At 66.9% G+C, this 14818-nt stretch carries 15 protein-coding genes and 2 pseudogenes; 9 read left to right on the top strand and 8 right to left on the bottom strand.

What is annotated here, in order from left to right; all coding sequences use genetic code 11:
* Positions 1 to 72: 72 nt before the first annotated feature.
* Entirely contained in the window at positions 73 to 747 is a 675-nt protein-coding gene (locus tag BMY89_RS20670) for a DUF6891 domain-containing protein (RefSeq protein WP_139217978.1), read from the bottom strand.
* Between the two features lie 392 nt (positions 748 to 1139).
* Between BMY89_RS20670 and BMY89_RS31565 the strand changes: the two are divergent.
* A pseudogene (locus BMY89_RS31565) lies at positions 1140 to 1250 on the top strand (hypothetical protein); the annotation flags it as partial.
* A gap of 50 nt (positions 1251 to 1300) precedes the next feature.
* On the opposite strand, the gene BMY89_RS30480 reads toward BMY89_RS31565, so the two are convergent.
* Complete coding sequence (locus tag BMY89_RS30480) at positions 1301 to 1465, bottom strand: hypothetical protein (protein WP_175510395.1); 165 nt, start codon at positions 1463 to 1465, stop codon at positions 1301 to 1303.
* A gap of 395 nt (positions 1466 to 1860) precedes the next feature.
* Here BMY89_RS30480 and BMY89_RS20655 point away from each other — a divergent pair, with 395 nt between their 5' ends.
* Positions 1861 to 2700 carry an SAM-dependent methyltransferase gene (locus BMY89_RS20655; protein WP_232521450.1) on the top strand — a complete coding sequence of 280 codons (840 nt, stop codon included), beginning with the start codon at positions 1861 to 1863 and terminating at the stop codon, positions 2698 to 2700.
* A gap of 376 nt (positions 2701 to 3076) precedes the next feature.
* On the opposite strand, the gene BMY89_RS20650 is transcribed toward BMY89_RS20655, so the two are convergent.
* On the bottom strand, positions 3077 to 3835 hold the full coding sequence (locus BMY89_RS20650; RefSeq protein ID WP_092381676.1) for an SDR family NAD(P)-dependent oxidoreductase: 759 nt from the start codon (positions 3833 to 3835) through the stop codon (positions 3077 to 3079).
* A 77-nt stretch (positions 3836 to 3912) separates the two neighbouring features.
* Here BMY89_RS20650 and BMY89_RS20645 point away from each other — a divergent pair, with 77 nt between their 5' ends.
* Positions 3913 to 4362 carry a MarR family winged helix-turn-helix transcriptional regulator gene (locus BMY89_RS20645; protein ID WP_092381675.1) on the top strand — a complete coding sequence of 150 codons (450 nt, stop codon included), beginning with the start codon at positions 3913 to 3915 and terminating at the stop codon, positions 4360 to 4362.
* Between the two features lie 256 nt (positions 4363 to 4618).
* Positions 4619 to 4993: a PPOX class F420-dependent oxidoreductase gene (locus BMY89_RS20640; RefSeq protein ID WP_092381674.1), complete on the top strand. Its 375-nt coding sequence runs from the start codon at positions 4619 to 4621 to the stop codon at positions 4991 to 4993.
* 881 nt (positions 4994 to 5874) lie between these two features.
* Here the strand turns inward: BMY89_RS20640 and BMY89_RS20635 are convergent.
* A complete protein-coding gene (locus tag BMY89_RS20635; protein WP_092381673.1) occupies positions 5875 to 6573 on the bottom strand; it encodes a hypothetical protein in 699 nt (232 codons plus the stop codon).
* A gap of 171 nt (positions 6574 to 6744) precedes the next feature.
* A pseudogene (locus tag BMY89_RS31560) lies at positions 6745 to 6870 on the bottom strand (VOC family protein); the annotation flags it as partial.
* A gap of 167 nt (positions 6871 to 7037) precedes the next feature.
* On the opposite strand from BMY89_RS31560, the gene BMY89_RS20625 reads away from it, so the two are divergent.
* Together BMY89_RS20625 and BMY89_RS20620 are read left to right on the top strand one after the other, a co-directional pair.
* Complete coding sequence (locus tag BMY89_RS20625) at positions 7038 to 7310, top strand: antibiotic biosynthesis monooxygenase family protein (RefSeq protein ID WP_092381671.1); 273 nt, start codon at positions 7038 to 7040, stop codon at positions 7308 to 7310.
* A gap of 27 nt (positions 7311 to 7337) precedes the next feature.
* A complete protein-coding gene (locus BMY89_RS20620) occupies positions 7338 to 7679 on the top strand; it encodes a cupin domain-containing protein (protein WP_092381670.1) in 342 nt (113 codons plus the stop codon).
* Between the two features lie 170 nt (positions 7680 to 7849).
* Here the strand turns inward: BMY89_RS20620 and BMY89_RS20615 are convergent, their stop codons facing one another.
* Positions 7850 to 8350 carry an HAD domain-containing protein gene (locus tag BMY89_RS20615; RefSeq protein WP_198414099.1) on the bottom strand — a complete coding sequence of 167 codons (501 nt, stop codon included), beginning with the start codon at positions 8348 to 8350 and terminating at the stop codon, positions 7850 to 7852.
* 718 nt (positions 8351 to 9068) lie between these two features.
* On the opposite strand from BMY89_RS20615, the gene BMY89_RS20610 reads away from it, so the two are divergent.
* The 3 genes from BMY89_RS20610 (at position 9069) to BMY89_RS20600 (ending at position 12479) form a co-directional block, all read left to right on the top strand.
* Positions 9069 to 9887, top strand: a complete 819-nt coding sequence (locus BMY89_RS20610) for a transglutaminase-like domain-containing protein (RefSeq protein WP_092381668.1) — start codon at positions 9069 to 9071, stop codon at positions 9885 to 9887.
* Positions 9888 to 10232: 345 nt separating this feature from the next.
* The gene (locus BMY89_RS20605; protein WP_232521449.1) at positions 10233 to 11144 is read left to right on the top strand and encodes a hypothetical protein; all 912 of its coding nucleotides are present in this window, start codon (positions 10233 to 10235) and stop codon (positions 11142 to 11144) included.
* A 672-nt stretch (positions 11145 to 11816) separates the two neighbouring features.
* Complete coding sequence (locus BMY89_RS20600; RefSeq protein WP_232521448.1) at positions 11817 to 12479, top strand: nucleoside/nucleotide kinase family protein; 663 nt, start codon at positions 11817 to 11819, stop codon at positions 12477 to 12479.
* Between the two features lie 351 nt (positions 12480 to 12830).
* Here the strand turns inward: BMY89_RS20600 and BMY89_RS20590 are convergent, their stop codons facing one another.
* Together BMY89_RS20590 and BMY89_RS20585 are read right to left on the bottom strand one after the other, a co-directional pair.
* On the bottom strand, positions 12831 to 13499 hold the full coding sequence (locus BMY89_RS20590) for a response regulator (RefSeq protein WP_092381664.1): 669 nt from the start codon (positions 13497 to 13499) through the stop codon (positions 12831 to 12833).
* Entirely contained in the window at positions 13496 to 14737 is a 1242-nt protein-coding gene (locus BMY89_RS20585; RefSeq protein ID WP_092381663.1) for a sensor histidine kinase, read from the bottom strand. Before BMY89_RS20585 ends, BMY89_RS20590 begins: the two co-directional genes overlap by 4 nt.
* Positions 14738 to 14818 lie beyond the last annotated feature (81 nt).

Here is a 14818-nt window from a genome sequence, read left to right as displayed (position 1 = left end):
TGCGTCGAGCGAGCGACAGGATCCGTGAACGAGGTGACGCGCGATGGAGCGGTCGGGGTGTCTGGTTGGGTTTCAGGTCAATGGTGCGTACCAGTGGGCGCCGGTTAGCCGGATCCGCCTGGACTGTTGGCGGTTCCACTGCACCCGCATGCCGTGCTTGCGCAGTACCGGAAATGCGGTGTCGTCCAGGAGCCGTTCCAGGTCGGCCTGGTAGCGGGCCTGCTGTTCGGCTTCTGGTAGGGCGTTGTAGGCGGCCTCGTCGAAGTCCGCTGGGGGATGGGCGCCGTAGCCGAGGTAGACCTCGCCGTCTTCGCTCGCGAGCAGCGATTCGGTGTCCTGCTGGTGATACCAGAGGTATCCGTGCCAGTGCCGGGAGTCGTCCCGCTCGTCGTGGATCTCGGCGGACGCGCAGGTGCCGCAGCAGCTGAAGTTCTGCCTGGCCAGCACGCCTAGCTCGGTGAGTTCGTCGAAGGCGCGGGTGAGGTTGCTGCGTATCTCGCCCCATTGCCGTTGCTGGTCCCGCCGGGCAGCCAGTGCCTTCTCGTACGCCGTCCGCAGGTCCTCGTCCGTGGCCCCATGGCGCTGCTCGTCCTCGTCGAGAAACTCGACGAACTCATCGGCGTTGTCCTCGCCCCGCACGACCCAGCTCCAGATCTCGTCCTCGATCTGGGTACGACCCGGCTCCGCGATCCGCTCGGCCAGGAACCTGAGTCCCTCAGGGCGATCGTTGTAAACCCAACCAGTCACGGCGACGATCTTCACACGAACCTGTGACAACCTGGTCTACCGCCATCGGGATCAACGCCGACAGGGCGGGCCCCTGTTGGGTGCTGGTTTGTGTTGCCCGACACACCCCCAGTGCCAACACGCCAGCTCCGGTGACTGACGATCACAGGTGGACCTTGGCAGCCTTCGACAGTCGGGCGTGTCGACGCGCCCCCGTCGTCCCATCGCCCAAAGTGACTGGACATGCGGGCCAACAATTCCGTGCAGGCGCTGTGCTGAGGCCGGCTTGATGCGGCCGGCCGCTTGCGCCCGCTGGGTTTGGTGAACGCATCGCTCGATCACCGACTGTCGCACCGGAGACTCTCGAAGGCGGCCCAGTCAGCAACGCAAGCGCTGATCCATGGCTCGCCGGTATGGAGATTCTCATGGTCCAGTCCGTACCCGACCCGAAGAATATGGCAAAGGCACTGCGTAGTGAGCTGCGCAGCCGGTTCGAGGTCGATGCTGCGCACAGCGATTGCCTGGAGATCGTCGCCCGGCAGCACGGCGTCGACAACTGGAACATCCTGGCCGTTCAGAAGCGGACGGGTGCCGAGTCGGCGAGCGATGAAGCGAAGACCGCGCGTCGGTGGGGTACCCGCATCGATACGATCGCGGCGACCTCGCCGAGCCAGCCCTGCTCCCTGGCCTCGTCGAGCCGGTCGGCGAGGTTGGCGTAGATCCGTACCAGCCGTGACATTTGAGCCGGGTCGACCCGCAGTAGCGGGGACCTGACGCAGGTCTTCGTGCGTACACGGCGTGATGTCCACGGTGGTGTGGCCGCAGACCTTGGCGGCGATGTGGGGGCAGCCCGAAGCGGATGGCGTCGGTGACGAAGGTGCTCCGGAAGTCGTGGGGGTGCCATTGCCGCGGCCGGCATTCCCGGATGTAGCAAGGTCGAGAGATCTCTGCGGCCCGGCCGGCCGTCAGCGATCGCGTCCCGACCTCGCTCGGCGACCAGTCGGACCAGCCGGCGGAAGTAGCGATCCGCTGGGAGCGATACCAGCGGGGCGACAATCTAGGCCGTCGGATCGCTACACTCCCGGACAACGTCCCGGAGTGCCCGCAGTACCTGGCGCGCTGAATCAGAATCGGATGGAGATGCCGTTGACCCGCGACAAGGCCGCACCCCCCGGAATCGACCCCAGCGTTCCCAGCGTGGCCCGGGTCTACGACTACTTCCTGGGCGGTAAGGACAACTTCGAGGTCGACCGCAAGGTCGCCGAGCACGCCCTGCGGATCACGCCGGACGGGCCGGCCGCCGGCCAGGCGAACCGGGCCTTCCTGCGCCGGGTGATCCGCTACCTCGTCACCGAGGCCGACATCGACCAGTTCCTCGACATCGGGTCAGGACTGCCCACACAGGGCAACGTGCACGAGGTAGCCTCCGAGCACAACCCGAACGCCCGGGTGGTGTACGTGGACAACGACCCGATCGTCCTTACCCACGGGCGAGCCCTGCTCACCGCGGAGGGCACCGCGACGGTGATCCAGGCCGACATCCGGCGACCGCAGGAGATCCTCGACGATCCGGACGTCCGCCGGTTCCTCGACTTCGACCGGCCGATCGGGTTGTTGCTCTTCGCGATCCTGCACCACCTCGGCGACGACGAGGAGCCGCGAGCGGTGTCGGCAGAGTTGTTCGACGCGCTGCCGTCGGGCAGTTACGTGGCGATCTCGCACTTCCGTGATCCAGGTGAGCGGGACCCGGAAGGCTCCCGTAAGGCCCGCGAGGTCGAGCGGGTCTTCAACGAGTCGCTGGGCACCGGCCGCTGGCGTACCGACGAGGAGATCCTCTCCTTCACCGATGGGCTGACGCTGCTGGAGCCGGGGCTGGTGCCGCTGGCCGAGTGGCGTCCGGATCCGGGCACGCCCGCGCCCAAGCAGACCGACACCTACCACACCTTCGTCGGACTACTTGCCCGCAAACCGTAGACCCGTCGCGACGTAGCCGCCGATCAGCATCCTCGCCGGCAACGCCAGATGGTCTGTCGTCCCGCGCATGTCCACCCCGACCGGCGGCAGCAGATCGTGACGTCGCTCATCGCCACGATCTGCTGCCGGGCGCCGTCGTCGATCCGCCGTTAGCCCGGCGCACGCACGAGCGCATGTCGGGTAGGGCGACGCCGGTCCACAGGTTCAGGTCACCGCCGAACACGGTCGGCGCGCTGCTGACCAACAACCCTTTTCCGGATGGTGAAGTGACCACCTCGCGGCGGACGTAGGGCTGTCTCGGCACGCTCAGGAACCTGCGACCGCGCCAACGCCACCTTCGGTAGCGAGCGCTTCGCGGCATGTCAGTGCGTGCGAGTTATCGCACGAGTTCGCGGCCACCTGCCAGGGACAGAATCTGCCCGTTGATGTGGCCATTGGCTGCCGAGGCGAGATAGGTGATCGCGGTGGCTATGTCTTCGGGAGTGCAGATCCGGCCGGTCGGGGTCTTCTCCGATTCGGCCGTGACTGCTTTCGGGCCCAGAAATGGGGCATTCAGGGCCTTGTCGGTGAGCGTGAAGCCGGGGCGGACGATGTTCGTCAGAATGCCATGACGGGCTTCCCGGACGGCGAGCACTCGCGCGGCGGTCTCGAGTGCTCCCTTCGCAGTGGCGTAGGCGAGCGGCCCTGCCATGGGTTGCTCGACGATGTCGGTCGAAACGGCGACGATGCGTCCCCAGCCGGCGGCGCGCATGGCCGGTAGGGCCGCATCGATCAGAGCTGCTGGGCCGAGCGTGTTGACGGCCAGCGACCTGGCGAGGCCGTCGATCTCGTCGGCGTCGAAAGAGGGCCACTGTACGGCGTTGGCGATCAGGACAGAGATCGGTCCGAGACGTTCGGTGATCTGTTCGATGACGCCCTGCACGGTGGCGAGGTCGCCGTGATCCAGGTGGACGGCGCAGGCCTCGCCGCCTGCCTTCGTTATGGCCTTGACGACATCCATGGCGCCGTCGCGGTTGGTGTGCCATGACACTGCGACGGAGGCGCCCTCGGTAGCCAGGTGCAATGCGGCGGCTCGGCCGATAGCGCCGGAAGCGCCGGTGACGAGGGCGACCCTGTTCGACAGACCGGTTTCCATCACCGCTCCATAGTCGGCTATAGGTTAGCCGACTATGTACCAGGAGTGGGTGGCCTGTCAACTCGTACACTGCCCAGGTGGAACTCTCGGATGTCCTGGCAACCAACAAGGCCCTGGTCAAGGTGGCCAAGCTGTATCGGAGTGCGCAGGCTGACGTGCTGGCCGGACTCGCCTTGCACCCGGGGCAGGACGTCCTGCTGTGGATGCTGGGGCAGGAGCCCGAAGGACTGACGGTCTCTGAGATCGCGGCTCGGCTCGGCGTGGAGCAGCCGACAGTGACGCGCAGTCTCAGTCGCCTCGAGCACGGCGGCTGGTTCGTCAGAAGATCCGTGCCGGGCGATCGACGTGCCACCCGTATCGTGCTGACCGACAAAGGTCGGACCGGTACCTCGGAGATCGAATCAGCCTGGCGCACCCTCGCCGAGACCGCAACAGCCGGAATGGCGAACGATCAACGAGCCACGTTGGTCGAACTGCTCGAAAAGGTGCGCGAAAACCTTCTCACCCTAGCTTTCGAAATCGACTAGGAAGACCGCCAGGCGTCGCCGAAAACGCACACAGAACACGCACTCAATTCGGCACGTCCGGAAGTTGATGACCAGCATCACCGTCATCCACGGTCACGATCGGTTCGCGGCACGAGCGAGCGCCAGATCATGTGGGTCCGGCCGGCGGGTGGGGCGCGATGGCGTGTAGGTGCCCGCCGACTGGTGAGCAGCCAGACACGCCCGGGGGCGCCGTTCCGCTTGACCTCAAGTGCGGTTGAGGGTGCACGATCGCTGTATGGCGACCCTCAGCGAACGTGAGCTCGAGTATCTCGGCACGCAGCGGCTCGGGCGGCTGGCCACTGTCGCGCCGGACGGCTATCCGCAGAACAACCCCGTCGGGTTCTTCTACAACGCCGACCTGGGCACGATCGACATCGGTGGACACAAGCTCGGGGACAGTCGCAAGTTCGGCAACGTCCGCGCCCACCCGAAGGCCACGCTCGTCGTCGACGACATCGCGTCCGTGCAGCCGTGGCACGTACGCGGGGTGGAGATCCGCGGCGACGTCGAGGCCCTGGTCGACGTCGAGCCGCCGATGCACGGCATGAGTCGCGAGGTCATTCGCATCTACCCTGCCCGCATCCGCTCGTGGGGTCTAGCCAGCGATTGACCGCACCACCCCGAACGTAACCGGGCCCGGTCCGCAGGTCCCGCGAGAACCCAATCCGGATCGCCAGATCAGTACACCGGCTGGGATCTGACGGCTTACTCTCCCGTACGCCGCGCAGGATGTTGGCGAAGGCCACGCCCCACAGCACCGAACACGATTGCCTGCAAATCGGCAACGAGATCCTCGATCGATGCGGACTGTTGCAGCAGGTGAAACGCGTCGGAGGCATGGTAGACGGCCGCACTGGCGCTACGCACAGCTGGTGCTCGGCGAGAACCTGCGGAAGCTGCTCGCGTTTCGCGGCCAGCCGCCAGTGCTGGTCGATACGGCCCTCGTCGAGCATCACCCGGATGACGGGTGTCCGGTGCGTGGCCGTGCTCGGCCAGCAGATCGGCGTGACGCACGGTGCGCGGATAGCCGGACAGCACCCAGCAGCCCGGCGACCGGGTCAACCGTGTCCGAGACGAACTCAGCCAGCACCTCGTCCGGTACCAGCTCGCCGGCCTGCATGTGGCCCGCGAACCGCCATCCCCACGCCGTGGCGCCCCGCACTGCCGCTCGACAGAGTTCCCCACGTTATACGCCCGGAGTCCCACGGCATCACCGAGCAGCAGCGCGGCGCCCCATGCGTCGAACACGCCAGGCTCCGCGATAGCGGCTATCTTCCGCACGCTCTCACCCCGAACATCCAGCGAGCGCAGCTTACCGATGACTCGCGTACGCACTCCGGCGCTGGTCCGATCCCGACGACGAGGCGGAAGCCATCATTTCCGGCTTCAGCCAGCACGAACGGGATCCGTTTCGATCCCGGGTGTGGTGACGTGCGTAGCGCGCGGTCGGCGGCAGAAGCGGATGGGAGGAGATCTTGGTGACTCGGCTTCCTACATGGCGACCGGGAGCGTCTCGATCCAGCAGCGTGCGACCTTTGCGGCCAGCAGAGATTGGGCCTGCTCGGCGTCCGCCCGGGTCAGGAACACTCCTGCGCCCGAGATCTTCGGCCTGTCTTCGCTGTCCACGTCGGTCATGAGGACGAAGACGTACCGGAATCGGTCACGGCGGAGCGGCCGATGGTCGTCCGAGTTCAACGCATGGACGAGGTCTTGGGCTGCCGCGGCGTTGAACCCTGCGTTCAGACCGAACAGCGGTCCCGTGGGCCATCGTGGCAGGTAGGCGTCCGCGGTATGGAAGAAGCTTCCCTGGACGCGGGGCAGGATGCCTTCGTGCCAACCGAAAGCCATGCTGATGACGTAGTCGGATCGGCCTTGGCTTTCCAGCATGAAGACCCGGTCGCCTCGGTCAGGGCTGACCCGAGGCAGCGCGGTCATGATCTGGGCCGCTTCACTAACGGTTGCGCATCTGATGACCAGCCCTGCGAAGCCGTCCCGGATTTTGATCGCTTCCACCGGCTTGAACAGCAGGTCGATTGTCGTTTCGTGTTCATCGTCGACCGGATTGCTGCGTAGCAGCAGCTGCCTGTGGCTTGCGGAGTAGGCCTCCATCGCGAACTGGCGCTCGCTGCGGAAGATCTCGGTACCCGGTACCAGCTCGCGATCTTGACGAAGCCAGGCTCTCGAGGTCATGCGGCCAGGATTCCGGCCTGAGGTCGCAGCGGTCAAAGCGACGTCAGCGGCTTATGCTCGTCGGACCTTGTCCGCAGCCCGTGGTCGCGACCCCCCGTCGACAGCAGTGCACATCAACCGCAGGGCCTCAAGCCGTCGGCTTCCGCAGTGCCCCTTGGTGCCGGACGACGCCCACCGCTCGGGTCGCCCAGCACTCGTCAGCGATGGCGAGTCCTCGACGAGGTCGAGGGCGAGCACGTCGGTGAAGAACGTGATCGTAGGGCGGTACTCATCGACGATCAGGGCAACGAAGTCGATCTGAAACCCAACAGCCCTCTCCTGCACGTTCGCCGGTGCGCTGAGAGCGGCAGATGAGGACGGCTGGGTTGAGGTCACGCAACGCAGCAGTTGACCTCAACCAGAGTCGAGGTTTTACGATCCTGATCGACTGGCAGAAAATCATACAAGATGCTCAGGAGCAGAAAGTGATCGTCACCATCGCCAAGGTTACCGACCCCGCTCGGTTCCTAGAGATCTTCGAGACCATCGGCGCGCAGAAGCGGCGGGAGCACGGCTGCCGAGGCGCCCGGGTCTATTTCGATCCTGACGACGCGCACCGGTTGTGGTCCATCTTCGACTGGGACACGAAAGACTACGAAAAGTTCCTCGCCGACCCGGAGATCCCGGCCATCGCACGAGAACTCGGGCTCCAGGCACCGCCCGTGCACGCCTCCGCCGCGACCGAGCTCGACGCCTAACCACCGCGCAGGGAGAGAGGCTTCGGTATGGATGTCACGCCCCCGCAGGTCCGCAGGTTTAGCTCGACGATTGGCGACGACGCCATCCGCTTCGGCGACCGGATCCTCATCGCGCCCGGCCTCGGTAAAGAGGCCGGCAGGTCGATGAGCGCCTACACGTCGTTCCTCTATGCCGGGGCGTCGGCCGACCTGCCGGCCTCCTACGCGGAGATCTGGGTAGTGCTCTGCGGAGCTCTACGAGTGGGCGCTGGAAGCGACGCCGTAACGGTGCACGCAGGGGACTTTGTTCACGTGCCCGAGCAAACGCCCGGGGTCGTTGAGGCCATTGAGGACACCACAATGGTCTGTGTGTCGGTACCCGCTCACTGACTAATATGCTAGATCAGCTGCGCGATCATCCGCAGGCCCAAAGACGGCGACCAGCACCGTCCCATGACATCCGCACATCGGCAGTTCGGGACGCTCTTGCACGGGTCAGGGAGCGCGAAGGTCTCCCCGCCGGCCGGGGGGGCACGGACGGCGGCAGATGTGTGTGGCCGTCAATCGGCTTCGTGTCGGTGGTCGAGCCATTGACGTACTGCCGCGAGGTCGATGTCGGTCAGTCCCAGGTACGGGTCGACGTGGTGCAGTAGGGCCGGTTGTGGGTGGTGTGCGGCGATCCATCGTCGGTCGGCGTCGGTGGTCTCGTCGTCGAGCCAGACAAACGGGCGTCCTGCCGCCCACCGCGCCACCGATGCGGTCTTCCAGTGCACGCCGCGCGGTGGTTCCTCGTCATCGTCGGACCAGTCGACCACGGGCAGAGCGGGAAGACCGATCCGGGGCGCCACGACGTCGTTCGCGTCGGCCATCCAGGTGCTGGCCCAGACCAGCTCGCCCGGCAGGGCGAGCAGCCGGCGACCGTCGGCCGGGTCGAGACGATCCAGCAGAGGGTTGCCGTCGCGGTCGTGGCCGTCTCCGGCCCTGCCGCTCCAACGACCGTCGGCCCCTGCGGGCCGTGCGCGGAGCGGGATAAGCACACCGTCGATGTCGACAAAGATCAATGGTCGTCCAGCGCTGGCAGGCACTGCCAAACCGTACCGCCGACTGCCGGTCGAGGCTCTTGGCCCGAGCGACCCGGAACCGTGGCCAGCACGCGACCGGCGGCCAGAAGCGGATGGCTGACTATCCCAGAGTCGGTGCCCGAAGGACGAGGCGTGCTGGCCAGTTCACTCTTGAGGGCATGACGCCGAGTTGCAACACTTACCCGCTATGAGCGCTAAGGGGCACCGGCGCCCGCGTCAGCCGAGCGATGAGGTCGCGGAACGACGCGAGCGACGCGACGTGCGGATTCGCGCGGAACGGATGGAGCTCGCGATGGCGGAGATCGACGACAAACCGCCGACCGACGACATCGAGTTCGGGCCCGGCCGCGATACGCGTGTTCGGCGGGGAGGACTGCCTGGCCTCGGTCGAGGTCGGTGACCCGCATGCCCAGCCACTCTGGGTGAACTCTAACCGGGCCTCGTTGTTGGCGACTTGATCGCGGCACGCCTGGCCCTTCGGCAACCCGCCACCTCGCTTTGATGCCGTGCAGCGATCGGACTGCGGCAGATGCGGATATTGTGCGGGGTGGTCTTGTAACCCTGAACAGCTCTTCTGATGGTCACGGAACCGGTCCCTCGTTGCCAGACATGGCGCCGAGTCCCCGGCAAATGCTCGCGAGGCGGTCGCGTGGTCAGGGGACAGCAGATCTGGGTGGCGACGCCTACGATGCCCGGCATGACAGGGACGATCGATTTCGCGGTGGCAGGTCCACTGACGACGATCGACACGCTCCACGAGCCCGCGCTGACCGATCTCCCGCGCGAGGCCGTGGAGATCTGCCGCCTTGTTCACGATCTCGTCGTCCAGCCGACTGACGCGAAGGGTCTGAGCCTGCCCGACGAGCGGTTCGCCGAGAACCAACTCCGTCCCGTCAACGGTCTGATCGGCGCCCTGCTAACCCTCGACGCGGCCCCGCTGACCGTGGCTCGCGACCCCGCCCGGCGGGTGATCGGCACGTGCCGGCACTTCGCCGTGCTCAGCTGTGCCTTGCTGCGCTACCGCGGGATCGCGGCCCGAGCCCGCTGCGGCTTCGCCACGTATTTCCACCCTGGCCGGGGCGTGGACCACTGGATCACCGAGTACCGCCAAGACGGCCGCTGGGTGCGGATCGACTCCGAAATCCTGGGCGGCTCACTCGTTAGGGAACCCGAAGACCTCGCCACCGACGAGTTCCTCACCGGCGGAGAGGCGTGGGCGGCCTTCCGACAGGGGCACATCGATGCGGCGACCTTCGGCGTGTACGGCACCGAGAACTGGGGGCCGGCCGAGATCCGGGGAAACGCAATCAGGGATCTCGCCGCGCTGAACAAGGTCGAGATGCTGCCATGGGACGAGTGGGGACGCATGGCGGCCTCCTACAAGGGCAACACCGGCCCCGAATACGACGAACTCATCGACACGATCGCCGCAGTTTGCGCCACCGACGATCCCGACGCCATCACGAACCTCTACGCCTCCGAGGACCTCACCGTGCATACCGCGCTCCTGCAGTAACACCCGCGACAGCCTCCTCTGGCAAACGCCACCACGACCCCGATCGTCGGCGCGACCGCACGTCGAGCGGCCGCCGCAGGGCTGTCACAACCGGTAACGCCCGATCTGCGGCAGATCCGGACACTCGATCCGAGGCTCCGTCGCGTGATTCTGGCTTCATGGGCGTTGAGCCCCATGGCTGGGGTCAGCCGAGTCGCGTTCGCTGATCGCGCCTGGTTTCCGCCGATGGGCGGACATCAGGGCGTATGCGATCTCCACTCGCACACCTAAGCTCCTCACGTGTATTTCGTGGAGCGGTCGCGCGTGGATTCTCCGTTCAGCAAGTTGGTCTTCCACGTGCCCGAGATGACGGTGCTCGGCTGGTTCCAGCGCGCCTGGCATCACGACGACCGACAAGCGCTTCTCGACGCCGAGATCGGCGGCGGCGCCTACGGTTTCGACTCGATCTTCGAGGCGATCGAGGGGCATCGCCTGCCATGTCCACAGACCCTCGTCGAGCTGCGCGAGCTCCTGGACGAGCACCTCTGGGTCGAGTCTGACGACCCGATACGCCTCGACGAGCGGGGGCTGCGAGTGCGTACCAACGACGACGAGGTCGACCTGGCCTACTTCTTTTTCGAGGACGAGGCGATCGTCGCCCACCCCGACCGGCTCGCGTACCTCGTAAACGACACGTGGCCGCTGCCCTCCGGCGCCGCCGCGCGCGGCGCGACCTTCACCCCTGACGTGGCGCTCCGCGTCGTCGGCCCACCTGGACCCGGTCCGGATTCCGTCTACGCGGTCCGCATCACCTGGCAGCACACCGACCACAACGGCACGAACCTGGACCAGCGGGAAGCGACCGTCTTCCCCGGCGTCAACCTGCCCGGACTTGCCGACCACCTACGCGGTATCACCGATCCCGTGTCCCGGGAACGCTTCGACGCCGACCTGCTGCGCTCACTCGTCGGACCCGACGACGATAACATCGGCCCCGCCTTGGACCGTTACGTCTGCCTCGAGCCATACGACTTGTCGACTTTCGGAAAGTGGACCGCACCCAGCTACGAGCAGATCCTGCAATGGAAGCTGCCGGAACCACCACCGGAGGCCCGTGTCGCGGTGGATGAGCACCTCGCCCAGGCCGCCCGCTACATCGACGACTTCTTCGGCCACGAGCAACTGTTCCTCTTCGATACACAATGGGCCGCCGCGCACCCCGACCTGGCGCTGTCCCTGCTCCGCTATGCCACCCACTGGGACCCGTTTGCGCCGTGACGGCTTCCCGAACACTCAGTTGCGTCGCGGGCTCCTGGCCGCCCGAACAGGTTCACCTCGGAGGCGGGACTGAGCTTGCCCCATCCGCACATCGGCATGAGCGTGCACCGCGTCGGGTCGTGGAGGCGCGTCGGGCTGAGGGGGCTCGCGCGCAAAGAGCTACCTGCGTTGACAGCACTGCATCCGTGACGGTGGCGCCGGGTTCGAAGATCACCTTCGACCGGTGGCTGCGCGTCATGCCGCGGTGTCGAGCGGCTGCCAGTTCGGGTACCCGCGGCAGGCGTGGTCCGAGCTCGATAGTGCCGGACGCTGGTGACGGCAGCGCCGCGAACGAGAGCGAGCCCCTTGTCGATCTGATTGGAGTAGTTATCAGATTCCGATCGATGATGTCCTAGGAAGCTTGCAGGGGTTGAGGCGTCTCACGTCACGGAGCAGCAACCCACCCGCGATGCCTTTCCCGGGCACCGCAAAGACGGTGCCAGCATCGCCCGGGTGGCTGTTACGTTCCGGACTCGGTTCTGGTCGGGATGGCACGGCTGCGGTACCCAACGGTGAGGCCGGCAGGTGACGTTGACGTTCCGTAACATGCGACCATCCAACACGCGCCACTCTGCTTCCGCTTCTGCCGAGAAGCGGATGCGGGCCGGTAGGTCGGCATGGGAATCTTGCCGGATGATCATCTCAGTCGAGCGACGCGATGTCATCCGACGGGTTGCGGGCTTGATTCCCGCATTGCAGAACGGTGCCTGTGCCCGCGTGGCGGTCGATGGTCCGGATGCATCCGGCAAGACGATGTTCGCCAATGAGCTTGCCGCCGAAGTTCAGGCGTCCGGCCGCCCTGTCGTGCGGGTCTCTCTCGACGACTTCCACAACCCGCGAGCGATCCGATACCAGTACGGACGGGAGTCACCGGAGGGCTATTGGCAACACGCCTTCAACTATCCGAGGTTCCGCAGCGATGTTCTCGAACCCTTCCGCCCGGGTGGCACACGGCTGCACCGGCCTGCCGCACACGACCTCGCCACCGACGCCCCCCTCGACCCGGAACCGCTTACCGCTGCGCCTGCCGCCGTACTCATCGTCGACGGCCTCTTTCTGCAACGCGACGAGCTGGTCACGGCCTGGGATCTGTCGGTGTTCCTGGACGTGCCCTTTGCCGAGACAGCGAGGCGCATGGCGATGCGCGACGGAACAGATCCCGATCCCGCGCACCCGAGTATCCGTCGCTACGTGGAGGCGCAACGCATCTACTTCGAAGCCTGTACCCCGCATGACCGTGCCGACGTCCACATCGACAATCAGGACCTCAACGCACCACGCATCATTCGACCATGACGCACTCGACTGGCAACCCCACCCAGCCCCGTCCCAGCCGCGGTTGCGCAACTGCTACACCTTTCGGTCGACGAACACCGCGATGACCGATGGCTGTTCCCTGGGCGGCTGCCCGGCCAGCCCGTCGCCTACCAAACCCTGTACCGATGGCTGTCCCGGCTGGGATTCCCGCTCGTCGAGGCCCGCGTCTCCACCCTGCGCCGGCTCGTGCTGCAAGCACCCGCACCGGTCATCGCCGACGCGCTGGGCTTCCACCAGACCACTACCACCCGCCGGCACACCCAAGCCAGCGCAACCTGGAGCCACTACGTCACAACCATCAGGTGACCAGCCGGCTGGACCCGAGATCAGTTAGTCCTCTGGCGAACTGGGACTGACGAAGCCCGTTTCATAGGCGACCACCACTGCCTGAACCCGGTCGCGCAGATTGAGCTTGGCGAGGATCCGGGCGACGTGAGTTTTCACGGTCGCCTCGGACAGGTGTAGCGCCGCCGCGAGTTCGGCGTTGCTCAGGCCACCAGCCAGCAGGCGCAGGACCTCCGTCTCGCGTCGGGTCAGCGTGGCCAGGTCGCGGTGCAGCGTCGCGGTCTGCGGATCGCGGCGGGCGAAGCGTCGTACCAGGCGGCGGGTGATGGCGGGCGCGAGCAGCGCGTCACCGTCCTGGACCATGCGCACGGCCGCGACGAGATGCTCCGGCGTCACGTCCTTGAGCAGGAATCCGCTGGCTCCGGCCGCGAGTGCGGCGTAAACGTACTGGTCCAGGTCGAACGTGGTGAGGATGATGATCCGCGGCGCTGCGGCGGTCCCGGTGAGGATGCGGCGGGTGGCCTCGAGACCGTCGAACTCGGGCATGCGCACGTCCATGAGCACGACGTCGGGCTTGGTGCGGCGGACCGCGTCGACCGCCTCTGGGCCTGTTGCGGCTTCGGCCACCACGTCCACTCCGCCGGCGGTGAGGATCATGCGGAACCCGGTGCGAACCAACGCTTGGTCATCGGCGACCACCACTCGCACCGTCATATCGCCTCCCACGGGATCAGGGCCTCGACCTGGTAGCCGGCACCTGGCCGGGCTCCGGCGCGTAGCGTCCCGCCGTAGACGGCGAGCCGCTCCCGCAGCCCGATCAGGCCGCGCCCATCCGTCCCGCTGGTCGCGACCGGGATGCCGGGCTCGGTGTTGCCGACCTCGATCCGTAGGGTTTCCGGCGAATACTCGACGACGACCGTACCAGCGGCACCGGGCGCGTGCCGGACCATGTTGGTCAACGCTTCCTGCACCACCCGGTAGGCCGTCAGCCCGATGCCGGAGGTGACCGGTCGGCGCTCGCCCGAGATGGTCAGTCGCACCGGCACGCCGGCGTCATGCATGCGTTCGATCAGCTTGGGCAGGCCTTCGATCCCGGGCTGGGGGTCCTCCGGGTCGTCCGGTTCGGGCTGGGCCAGCAGGCCCATTACGTGCCGCAGTTCGGTCAACGCGGACCGGCCGGTCGACTCGACGGCGAGCAGCGCCTCCCGTGCCTGGTCCGGTGCGGCGGCGAGCACCGTCCGGGCCGCCCCGGCCTGGATGACCATCACGCTCACATGATGCGTCACGACGTCGTGCAGTTCGCGGGCGATGCGGGCCCGCTCACCGGCGACCGCGTCGCGCAGCGCCGCCTCGTGGGCACGGGCCTCGGCGGTGAGCCGCTGCCGATCTTCACCCGCCCGGCGCCGCCACACGTGGTGACCCCCGGCGGCGGCGACCAGCGGGGCCAGCAGGACGAACGGAAGATAGTCCGCGGACACCGTGATCAGCATCAGCTCGCGCAAGCCCATGGCAACCACCGCGGCCACCGGGACGGATGCCAGTGCCGGTAGCCGATACGGACTGTGCGCCGCCGCGCTGTAGACGGCGACGAGGCAGGTCAGCACCACGCACGGATACAGGTTCGGTTGCTGGGCTCCGTCCGTCACCAGAACCAGTGACGCGGCGGCCATCGTCGCCCAGAGCACCGCGAGCGGATATCGGCGGCGCAGCACCAGCGGCGCACACATGACGAAGACCAGCAGCAGCGCTCCGAGAGCCGATCCCGGCTGCGCCGGCTGCACCTCCGGCGGGACCATCAACGGCGGCAACGGCGGCGGGACCTCGGCATCGTCCGTCGCGGCCTGGAAGCACACGAGCCCGAGCGCACCGGCCAGCGCTGCGTCGAGCAGCAGCGCCCGCCAGCCTGGCCTCGGCAGCGGTCCCGTCGCCACGATGCCTCTCACAGGCCACATTCTCGCCGCCGGGCGCCGGTTGCGGCATCAGCCACGGTATGCAGCGCGACTACATCGCCGGGATGACCCCGAGCAAAGATC

Origin of the sequence: Micromonospora phaseoli, assembly GCF_900109115.1 — a bacterium.
In the GTDB taxonomy this organism is placed as follows: Bacteria; Actinomycetota; Actinomycetes; order Mycobacteriales; family Micromonosporaceae; genus Micromonospora; species Micromonospora phaseoli.
This window is presented reverse-complemented; position numbering and strand designations above follow the sequence as displayed.

Coding starts and splice junctions, on each gene's coding strand:
- BMY89_RS30480 (WP_175510395.1), bottom strand. CDS start 1,465: ATGTCACGGCTGGTACGGATCTACGCCAACCTCGCCGACCGGCTCGAC.
- BMY89_RS20655 (WP_232521450.1), top strand. CDS start 1,861: ATGGAGATGCCGTTGACCCGCGACAAGGCCGCACCCCCCGGAATCGAC.
- BMY89_RS20650 (WP_092381676.1), bottom strand. CDS start 3,835: ATGGAAACCGGTCTGTCGAACAGGGTCGCCCTCGTCACCGGCGCTTCC.
- BMY89_RS20640 (WP_092381674.1), top strand. CDS start 4,619: ATGGCGACCCTCAGCGAACGTGAGCTCGAGTATCTCGGCACGCAGCGG.
- BMY89_RS20635 (WP_092381673.1), bottom strand. CDS start 6,573: ATGACCTCGAGAGCCTGGCTTCGTCAAGATCGCGAGCTGGTACCGGGT.
- BMY89_RS20620 (WP_092381670.1), top strand. CDS start 7,338: ATGGATGTCACGCCCCCGCAGGTCCGCAGGTTTAGCTCGACGATTGGC.
- BMY89_RS20610 (WP_092381668.1), top strand. CDS start 9,069: ATGACAGGGACGATCGATTTCGCGGTGGCAGGTCCACTGACGACGATC.
- BMY89_RS20605 (WP_232521449.1), top strand. CDS start 10,233: ATGACGGTGCTCGGCTGGTTCCAGCGCGCCTGGCATCACGACGACCGA.
- BMY89_RS20600 (WP_232521448.1), top strand. CDS start 11,817: ATGATCATCTCAGTCGAGCGACGCGATGTCATCCGACGGGTTGCGGGC.
- BMY89_RS20590 (WP_092381664.1), bottom strand. CDS start 13,499: ATGACGGTGCGAGTGGTGGTCGCCGATGACCAAGCGTTGGTTCGCACC.
- BMY89_RS20585 (WP_092381663.1), bottom strand. CDS start 14,737: ATGTGGCCTGTGAGAGGCATCGTGGCGACGGGACCGCTGCCGAGGCCA.